General features: G+C 62.9%; 9 protein-coding genes and 1 riboswitch. All 9 genes read right to left on the bottom strand.

From position 1 onward, the window contains the following. Positions 1-1,524, bottom strand: a 1,524-nt coding sequence (locus A2J01_RS31560) for a dipeptide ABC transporter ATP-binding protein (protein WP_064114304.1), incomplete at its 3' end; no start/stop codon positions are given. Further along, the gene (locus A2J01_RS31555) at positions 1,521-2,411 is read right to left on the bottom strand and encodes an ABC transporter permease (protein ID WP_047269463.1); all 891 of its coding nucleotides are present in this window, start codon (positions 2,409-2,411) and stop codon (positions 1,521-1,523) included. The genes A2J01_RS31555 and A2J01_RS31560, both read right to left, overlap by 4 nt. Then, entirely contained in the window at positions 2,404-3,402 is a 999-nt protein-coding gene (locus A2J01_RS31550; RefSeq protein WP_054186919.1) for an ABC transporter permease, read from the bottom strand. Before A2J01_RS31550 ends, A2J01_RS31555 begins: the two co-directional genes overlap by 8 nt. Before the next feature lie 2 nt (positions 3,403-3,404). Then, a complete protein-coding gene (locus A2J01_RS31545) occupies positions 3,405-5,042 on the bottom strand; it encodes an ABC transporter substrate-binding protein (protein WP_003944291.1) in 1,638 nt (545 codons plus the stop codon). 137 nt (positions 5,043-5,179) lie between these two features. Continuing rightward, positions 5,180-5,269, bottom strand: coding sequence for a putative leader peptide (locus A2J01_RS37390; RefSeq protein ID WP_310504006.1), 90 nt, complete (start codon positions 5,267-5,269; stop codon positions 5,180-5,182). A gap of 8 nt (positions 5,270-5,277) precedes the next feature. Continuing rightward, a riboswitch (SAM riboswitch) is annotated at positions 5,278-5,372 on the bottom strand. Between the two features lie 17 nt (positions 5,373-5,389). Next, the gene (locus tag A2J01_RS31540) at positions 5,390-5,980 is read right to left on the bottom strand and encodes a GNAT family N-acetyltransferase (RefSeq protein ID WP_039972708.1); all 591 of its coding nucleotides are present in this window, start codon (positions 5,978-5,980) and stop codon (positions 5,390-5,392) included. 8 nt (positions 5,981-5,988) lie between these two features. Continuing rightward, positions 5,989-7,098 carry an FAD-dependent oxidoreductase gene (locus A2J01_RS31535; RefSeq protein ID WP_064114303.1) on the bottom strand — a complete coding sequence of 370 codons (1,110 nt, stop codon included), beginning with the start codon at positions 7,096-7,098 and terminating at the stop codon, positions 5,989-5,991. A 10-nt stretch (positions 7,099-7,108) separates the two neighbouring features. Then, entirely contained in the window at positions 7,109-8,080 is a 972-nt protein-coding gene (locus tag A2J01_RS31530; protein ID WP_007726832.1) for an ABC transporter substrate-binding protein, read from the bottom strand. A gap of 34 nt (positions 8,081-8,114) precedes the next feature. After that, a partial coding sequence (locus tag A2J01_RS31525) for an amino acid ABC transporter ATP-binding protein (RefSeq protein WP_064114302.1) occupies positions 8,115-8,767 on the bottom strand: 653 nt, incomplete at its 5' end.

The following is an 8,767-nucleotide window of genomic DNA, read 5'->3' as shown; positions in this document are numbered from 1 at the left end:
CTCGGTGGTAGTATCGATTTCGAGCAATCGCCCGGACTGCATGACGCCGACGACGTCGCTGATCTGGCGAACAACCGCAAGATCGTGGGAGATGAAGAGATAGGTCAGGCCCAGTTCGCGCTGCAACTCGTCGAGTAGCGCCAGAATCTGCGCTTGCACCGAGACGTCGAGAGCGGAGACGGGTTCGTCGAGAACGAGCAGGTCCGGCTTCAACGCGAGCGCACGAGCGATCGCCACCCGTTGACGCTGGCCGCCCGAGAGTTCGGCCGGTTTGCGGCTCAGAAACTGCTCGGGAAGTGCAACCTGATCGAGCAACTCTGCCGCACGAGTCTGCTGCTGGCTGCGTCCACCAACCTTGAAGGCCCGCAGCGGCTCCGCAACGATGTCCTGGACGGACAATTTCGGGTCTAGTGATGCATAGGGGTTCTGGTACACGAGCTGGATCTTTCGGCGCAGCTCGCGCAGATCGCTGCCCTTGACCTTCGTGATGTCGTGTCCGTCGAAGGAGATGGTGCCGGCATCCGCCTGCTCCAACCGCACGGCGATGCGCGCCGTGGTCGACTTGCCGGAGCCCGACTCCCCCACCAGCGACACCGTCTGACCCCTCGGAACAGTCAGCGACACTTCGTTCACCGCGGTGATCGAACTCCCGCGTCCGACGTTGAAGTGCTTGGTGATTCCCGTCAGGGTCAGCAGCGGGCTGGTGTCCTGGCGGACCGGGCGAACGACTGGTCCCGAGGACAGGCTCGGCGCAGAGCTCAGAAGTTTCTTCGTGTACTCGTCTCGCGGGTTGTCCAGAATATCTGCGGTGCGGCCGGATTCGACGATCCTGCCGCCCTGCATCACCAGGATCCGGTCCGCGCGGTCTGCGGCCACACCCAGGTCGTGCGTGATCAGGAGCACGGCGGCACCGGATTCGGCGATTCGCTCGTCCAAGTGGTCGAGGATGCGTCGTTGAACCGTGATGTCCAGAGCACTGGTCGGCTCGTCGGCGATGACGAGGGCCGGGTTCGCGACAAGCGCGATACCGATCAGAACTCGTTGCCGCATACCGCCGGAGAGCTCGTGTGGGTACTGGCGTGCTCGGATTTCCGGCCGGTCGATACCCGCACGCTCGAGCACCTCGACGGCGTCCAACCGGGCTTTGCGGCGGTCTGCGAGGCCGTGGATCCGCAGGACTTCTGCAACCTGGTCGCCGATCCGGGTCACCGGGTTGAGCGAGGTCGTCGGATCCTGCGGCACCAAACCGATACGCGCGCCGCGGATTCGCTGCCACGCACGGTCGGAATACGAGTCGATCTGTTCACCCTCGAACTCGACGGTCCCGCCGGTGACGTGGCCACTGCCGGCGAGCAGACCCAATATCGCGTGGGCCGTGGTCGACTTACCGGAACCCGATTCCCCGACCACCGCAACTACTTCGCCCCGACCGACGGTGAAGCTCACACCGGATACCGCGGGCTCGGCACCGTAGGCGATCTGTAAGTCGGTGACGGAAAGCAGCTGTTCTTCGGTCGTGCTCATCGCCGGTTGTTCCTTTCGATCTCGTGGCCGATACGGTGTGCCGAGATGACCACGGCGACAATCGCGAGACCGGGAAGTGTTGTCATCCACCAGGCATTGGCGAGGAAGTTACGCCCCTCGGATACCAGCGATCCCCATTCCGGGGTAGGCGGTACCGCGCCGAATCCCAAGAAGCTCAGTGCCGACACTGCAAGAACTGCCTGCCCGAACTCGACTGCGGACAGCGCGACCACGGGCGCGTACGAGTTGGGAAGCACGTGCCGACGCAGGACACCGAGCCACCGCACACCCGAACCGAACGCGGCCTCGACGTACTGAGCGCCGCGCACCCGCATCACTTCGGCACGCATCACTCGCGCAAAGTTCGCGACCATGCTGACGCCGACCGCGATGGCGACGTTGATGGTGCCGAAGCCGAGTGCGGTCACCAGTGCCAACGAGAGCAGCAGCGCCGGAATGGACAGCAGCACGTCGACGATACGCATCAGCACGGCGTCGACGACGCCACCGACAAAGCCCGCGAGCAAACCGATTATCGATCCCGCCACCAATGCGATTCCGACCGCCACCAAGGTTGCGGTCAGGGACAGCGCGGCGCCGTGCACGAACCGTGTGTACAGGTCACGTCCGAGATTGTCGGTTCCGAACCAGTGAGCCAGGCTCGGGCCCTGCAGTTTGTCCGCCGGGACACCGGACAACGGATCGCCGCTGGCAAAGAATCCGGGTGCGACGGCAAAGCCGATGGCAAGCAACACGATCAACACCGGAATCACCAAGCCGGGCTTTCGGATCCAGCCGATGGCCGTGGACTTTCGGCGCGAAACAACAGGTGCCTTCGCCTCGACGCTCGGATCGAGGAGTAGGGGTTCGATCAATGTGTCAGACATGAGCCGGCTCCAGATCGGTCGAGCTTTCGGTATTCGACTTTTCGGTGTGACTCTTCTTCGTCTGGATGATCCGTGGATCTATCAAGGGGTAGAAGAGGTCGACCGCGAGGTTGACGAGCACGAACACGAGAGAGGCGAACACAACGACTCCCTGCACCACCGGGATGTCCTGCGCCATCACCGACGTCTGTGTCAGACGGCCGACGCCCGCGCGGGAGAACACCGTTTCCACAACCACCGAGCCCGCCAGCAGCGTGCCGACCAGCACACCGGCAATGGTGAATGCCGGAATGCTCGCCAGTCGCAACGCGTGACGGGTCTGCACGCGCCAACGGCTTGCGCCCTTGGCGTACGCAGTCTCCACGTGCGGCGAACGTAGCGTCGACTGCAGGCTGGTCGTGAGCACCTGCGCGATCACCGCGCCGGTCGGGATCGCCAAGGTGATCGCCGGAAGAATCACCGTTGCGAATCCCTTGTCTCCGAATGCCGGGAAGATGTGCAGACGGAACGAGAAGAGTTGCAGAAGAATCAGGCCCACCCAGAAAGTGGGCACTGCCACACCCAGCGGCGGCAGCGAGAACAACAGGTTCGCGAGCCACCGCCTGCGGGTGTAGGTAGCGAAGAACGCGATCGCCACTCCGAACAACACGGCCAGAACCAAAGCGGTGGTTGCCAAGACCAGAGTGCTCGGCAGCGCCGAGAAGATGGCATCCGTCACCGACTGACCGGTGGAGATGGACGTTCCGAAATCGCCGCGAAGAGCATTCGTCAGCGATGTCCAGTACTGCACCCACACCGACTGGTCCAAGCCGTACCGTGCCCGAAGCTGATCGAGCGCAGCCTGATCCACTGCAACACCCTGACCGGACGAGTCGGCAGCCATGCTGACGGGATCACTGGGCAGGAGGAACAGAATCACGAACGAGATGGTGAAGGCGGCCCACAGAACCACTGCGGCCTGGCCCAGTCGGGTGAGTACGTATCGAGTCATGATTACTTACCCGACAACCATGCGTCGTAGAACTGCAGGCGCGAGGAGGCTTCGAAGTTCAGGTCCTGCACACTCGATCCGGCGCCGATGGCCTGCGAGAGCTCGATGGTGGGGATGGAGAGTCCACGGTCGAGGATCAATTCCTGTGCGGTGGATACCAGTTCGCCGCGTTGGCCGTTGTCCGTGGCTGCAAGCTGGTCTGTGAGTACCTTGTCGAGCTCCGGATCTGCGCCGCGACGGTTCAGGTTGCGGCCTTCGGTGCTGAACGATGCCCGCAAGATGTCGGCGTCCGCGCGAGTGCTGTTGTAATACAGCGAATCGTAATCACCCGATACTCCCTTCTCGGTCCATTCACCGTTCGAGACCAGGTTGAGCTGCAGATCGACGCCGACCTTCTTGAGCTGCTGCTGCACGAGCTCGAGGATGGCCTGGTTACCCGAGAACACCGGACTGAAGGTGACGCTGAAAGTGAGCTTCTGCCCGTCCTTCTCGCGGATACCGTCGCTGCCGGTCTTCCAACCAGCCGCGTCGAGGAGTTTCGCCGACTTGTCGGCGTCGTACGTCACGACACTGGATTCGTCGCTGTAGAGCGGAGTGGTGTGAGCCAGCGGGCTCGTGGCCGGGAAGAACGACGGATCCAGAACGGTGTCGACGAGTTCTTGGCGGTTGATCGCGGGAATGATGGCCTGACGAACAGCCTGATCAGCGAGAACGCCGCGACTGACGTTGGGCTGGAAGAAGAAGCTCACACCCGGGTTCGGCCTTGTGAGGATTCGTCCACCCGCGCCCTCGATTTGCGGCGCATCCTGCGGAAGCGCATCGCTGACCGCATCGAGCTGGCCGGAGGCCACGCTGCCCGCCCGCACACCGGATTCGGGAACCACCGTGAAGTCGACGCCATCGAGGTACGCCTCGCCCTGATGCGCGACCGCATCCGAGGCCCAGTTGTATCCCGCACGCTTGGCGATCTTGACGCTCTTGTCCTGCTGCCAGTCGGTGTACACGAACGGTCCGGAGGCGATCACCGCTGCACCGGGGCAGCGCTGCTCGGATGCCAGCGCGGTGGTGGAATCGGCGAGGATTCCGAGCTGTGGCGTCGAAGTTGCTTGCAGGAACTGAACATTGGGTCCGGAGAAATTGATCTTCGCCGTGTGAGCATCTACGACGTCGGTACCGGTGTACGAGGACAGGTAACTCTTCGCCAACGACGCGTTCGGTCCCAGGTTCTTGACCGAGTCGAAGGTCTTCTTCACCGAATCCGCCGTCACCGGTGTGCCGTCACTGAAGGTGGCGTCGTCGCGAAGGACGAACGTGAAGCTAGCGGCGTCGGGGCTGATCTCCCAGCTCTTGGCGAGCCACGGGGTGATCTCTCCGGTGTCGGGATTTTGATCGGTCAGCGAATCCACCACGGTCCGAGTGACATACACGGTCTGGTTACTGCCGGCCTGGGCCGGATCGGCGCACGTCGGCGCCTGCGACAGACCGTAGCGAAGGGTTCCGCCGGACTGGGCGGGGCCTGCGTCGGCAGCACTGTCACTCCCGCTGCTGCAGCCGGCGAGGACGGTGCCGAGAACCGAGACAGCACCGATACCGGCGATTACGGTCGCGCGTTTGCGGGCACCGAATGAGGGCGAAGACACCAAGAACTCCTAAAGAGGCATGCCGAAGAGCGCACCCGTCGCCTGAGACGAGAAAGGCGATCGAGCACGAATCACTTGTGAGAGAAGAGAAAACAGACTTGTCGACGACTCGCCTGAGTGTGAATGACTGACCGAGGTCAGTTGGTACAGAAAGATCCCGCGGTGCGGCACAGGTCTACGTGACGACGCGACCAGGCGGTATCGAAACCGCCTTCGACTGCCTTCATTTCGTGTTCCTCCATCGGTCCTGGCGGTAGCACCCGCACCCGATCACTCGGGGGGTTGCTGCGACTTCAATGAGCCAGGTCTCTCGGTCGCTCTGGATGGTCGTTCGCAAGTCTACGAGGTTAAACCCGGGTGTTGTCAACCCGGTCGGTAGGAATTGCTGCTCGAGTCACATTTTCGAGGACCCGAAGTTGTTTCTCGAACGGGTGGATGCCCACCTCTTCGGGCGAGAGTGACGCGTCGTAAAGCGGTGTGTATCCACTGGACAGATACAGCGCGACGGCCTCGGGTTGCCGAGGACCCGTCGTGAGAAACACCCGGTTGTATCCACGAAGTTCGATCTCTCGTTCCAACTCGCGAACGACGGCCTTGCCGAGGCCGCGCTTCCGATGGTCGACCGATGTCCAGATTCTCTTCAGTTCGGCAGTGGTGGAATCGAATTGACGAAACGCACCACCGGCGATCGGCAGACCGTCGTGGGTGAGCACCAGAAGCGCACCCTGCGGGTAGGCAAATTCTTCTGCCGGATACGTCGTGAGATCCTCGAGCATCGCTTCGTGAGTCCCGCCGTAACGCGAACTGTATTCGAGTGCCAACTCCGCGATCAGTGGAGCTGCCAAGGGATCGTCCTGCGATACCGAATAGACCTCTACCGCTCCGACACCCTCGAGCTGCCGAGTTCCGAGCTCCAGTGCCACAACACTTTCCTCCATGAATCTGGTCAACGCTCCCCCAGCCTGAAAACTTCCGGAGCGAGGGTGGTTCCGTCGACGAGGTCCGCCACAAGTTCTCCCAAGGCCGGACCGAACTTGAACCCATGCCCCGAGAACCCCGCCGCCACTGTGACGGCGCCGACTCGGTCGATGACGAAGTTACTGTCCGGCGTGCTCGTGTACAGGCACGTGATCGACTCGACACGGGTGGAATCGACGCCGGGCAACCACGACTCGGCGTACTCCACCAATCGCTGCTCTCCGTCGACATCAGGGGTGTAGTCACGGGTCTGCGGAGTCACCACCGGCCCGGTCGCGTGTTCGCCGATCTTGATCCCGTCCTCGGAACCGAGCCCGTAGATCCCCGCGGTCTCCAATTCTGCGCCGGTGTGGTGAACGAAACTCGGCCACTCGACTCCGGGATCGAGCGGTGCGAAGTGTGCCGGTTGTTCCTGTGTCGTGCGCAACGTCGGCAGTACGATCTCGGAGCCGAGACCGCTGTCTGCGATCAGATCTGCAGTCCACGCACCGGCCGCGATCACGACCTGACGAGCTGCGAGCGTTCCACTGTCCGTCACCACGTCCACGCCGTAGGACGCCCGCGCGAGTGCCAACACCCGAACATCGTGACGGACCTCGGCGCCCGCAAACACCGCTCCTGCCTTCAGAGCGGTCACGGCGCGGTCCGCGTGCAACCGGCCTGCGTCGGGATGATGGAGCACCGTGGTGTCGAATCGCAGCCCCGGCCAACGGGCGGACGCCTCGGCAGGAGTGAGGATCTCACCCTTGATGCCCGCCTCGCGAAGTATCTTCGCCTTGGACTGCACTGCCTGCGGCAGGCCGTGATCAACGGCGCCGGTGAGTTCCAGGAACCCGATGTCCGTCGTGGTCTCCAACTCCCGCCACAACGGCAGCGCGCCGGCCGCCAAACCTGTGTACAGGTGATTGTCGTAGGCCTGCCGGTAGATACGCGAAGTACCGTGCGACGCACCGTGCTTGTGACTCGGCCCGAACTGTTCCAACTGAATGACGCTACGTCCGCGTGCCGCGAGCCGCCATGCGGCGGAGGACCCGACGAGTCCTCCGCCGATGACGATCACATCGAGAAGCTCACTCATGGACGAGAGCTCACTTGGTCTTCGGAAGGCCGGGCGGGTTGATCAGGGACGTGTCGACGGCTTCGCTGGTGATGTTCCAGCGCTCGAGGATCTGCTGGTACGTGCCGTTCTCGATCGTGTGGTTGATCGCGTCGTTGATCGCCTTGATCAGGCCGTTGTCCTTCTTCACCAGCACCGCGATCTGCCCCTGCAGGGTGTCGCCGGCCCCGGAGAACTCACCGACAACCTCGGTCTCCCCCGACTGCTTGGCGTGGAACTGCGACGACGGGTTCGGGCCGAAGTAGGCGTCGATCCGGCCGGACTGCAGCGGGAGGTAGTAGTCGGTGGTGTTCTGGTAGTAAGAGATGTCGGTAGGCGCCAGGCCGGCCGCGACGTTCTGCTCACTCCACTTGACCAGCAGCGCTTCCTGATTGGTGCCCGAGGAGACGGCGATCTTCTTGCCCGCGACGTCCTTGGGTTCCTTGATGGAGATTCCGGCACCCTTCTTGGCTTCGAAGGCGAGGGTGTCGAGTCGGTAGGTCGCGAAGTCGTACTTCTCCTTACGCTCTTCTGTGACAGTCACATTGGAGAGGAAGGCGTCGGCCTCGCCGGAGTCGATACGGACGAAGTTCTGTGCCCAATCTGCTGTCTGCAGGTCGACCTTCAAGCCGAGAACGTCACCGATCAGATAGGCGAAGTCGGTCTCGGAACCGATGAGAGTGGTGTCGTCGTCGGCGTAGAAACGGAGCGGCGGAGCGGAACCGGCACTACCGGTGACGCGCAGCGTGCCACGATCGCGGATGTCCTGAGGTAGCTCGGCGGCGATGGAATCCACCTTGTCGGTGGTGATGCGGTTCTGATCGGCCGTGAGGTTGTAACCCGCAGCGGCGGTGACCTGGGCGCCGTCGGACTCGGCGTCCGCGCTGCTGCATGCAGCGCTGAGCAATCCGACGGTGGCAAGCGCCGAGATCAGAAAAGTCGCGCGACGGGATGTGGAGAACATCAATTTTTCCTTCCGGGAATGAGTCTGGGTCGCGTCAGAGGACGCGGGAGAGAAAGGCTTTGGTCCGTTCGTGGACCGGATTGTCGATCACCTGCGAAGGCGGGCCCTGTTCGACGATGACGCCGCCGTCCATGAAGACCGCAGTGTCCGCCACTTCCCGAGCAAATCCGACCTCGTGTGTGACGATCACCAAGGTGGCGCCGTCACGGGCCAGCTGAGCGAGGACTTCGAGAACCTCGCCCACCAGTTCCGGGTCGAGCGCCGACGTCGGCTCGTCGAAGAGAATGACCGCCGGCCGCAGTGCCAGCGCTCGCGCTATCGCGACGCGCTGTTGCTGGCCACCGGAGAGTTGGCGGGGATACTCGTCCGCCTTGTCCCCCACTCCCACTCGCTCGAGCAGCGCGCGGGCCTCGCGGTGCACCTCGTCACGATCACGCTTCTGGGCCGAGAGCGGCGCTTCCACCACGTTTTCCAACGCGGTCAGGTGCGGAAACAGGTTGAAGTTCTGGAACACGAATCCGATGTGCGAACGCTGTTTCAGGATCTCGCGGTCACGCAGTTCGTGGAGTCGATTTCCCTTGCGCCGGTATCCGATCAGCTCTCCGTCGATCCGTACGGTTCCGCGGTCGACTTTTTCGAGGTGATTGAGGGTTCGCAGCAAGGTGGACTTACCGGAACCCGACGGAC

It is taken from the genome of Rhodococcus sp. EPR-134, assembly GCF_001647205.1.
In the GTDB taxonomy this organism is placed as follows: Bacteria; Actinomycetota; Actinomycetes; order Mycobacteriales; family Mycobacteriaceae; genus Rhodococcus_F; species Rhodococcus_F qingshengii.
Note: the sequence above shows the minus strand (reverse complement) of the source record. Positions and strands in the feature narration are given on the sequence as shown.

Bases quoted from the DNA above. Each gene is read 5' to 3' on its own strand.
- A2J01_RS31555 (WP_047269463.1), bottom strand. From the start codon at position 2,411: ATGTCTGACACATTGATCGAACCCCTACTCCTCGATCCGAGCGTCGAG.
- A2J01_RS31550 (WP_054186919.1), bottom strand. From the start codon at position 3,402: ATGACTCGATACGTACTCACCCGACTGGGCCAGGCCGCAGTGGTTCTG.
- A2J01_RS37390 (WP_310504006.1), bottom strand. From the start codon at position 5,269: ATGAAGGCAGTCGAAGGCGGTTTCGATACCGCCTGGTCGCGTCGTCAC.
- A2J01_RS31540 (WP_039972708.1), bottom strand. From the start codon at position 5,980: ATGGAGGAAAGTGTTGTGGCACTGGAGCTCGGAACTCGGCAGCTCGAG.
- A2J01_RS31535 (WP_064114303.1), bottom strand. From the start codon at position 7,098: ATGAGTGAGCTTCTCGATGTGATCGTCATCGGCGGAGGACTCGTCGGG.
- A2J01_RS31530 (WP_007726832.1), bottom strand. From the start codon at position 8,080: ATGTTCTCCACATCCCGTCGCGCGACTTTTCTGATCTCGGCGCTTGCC.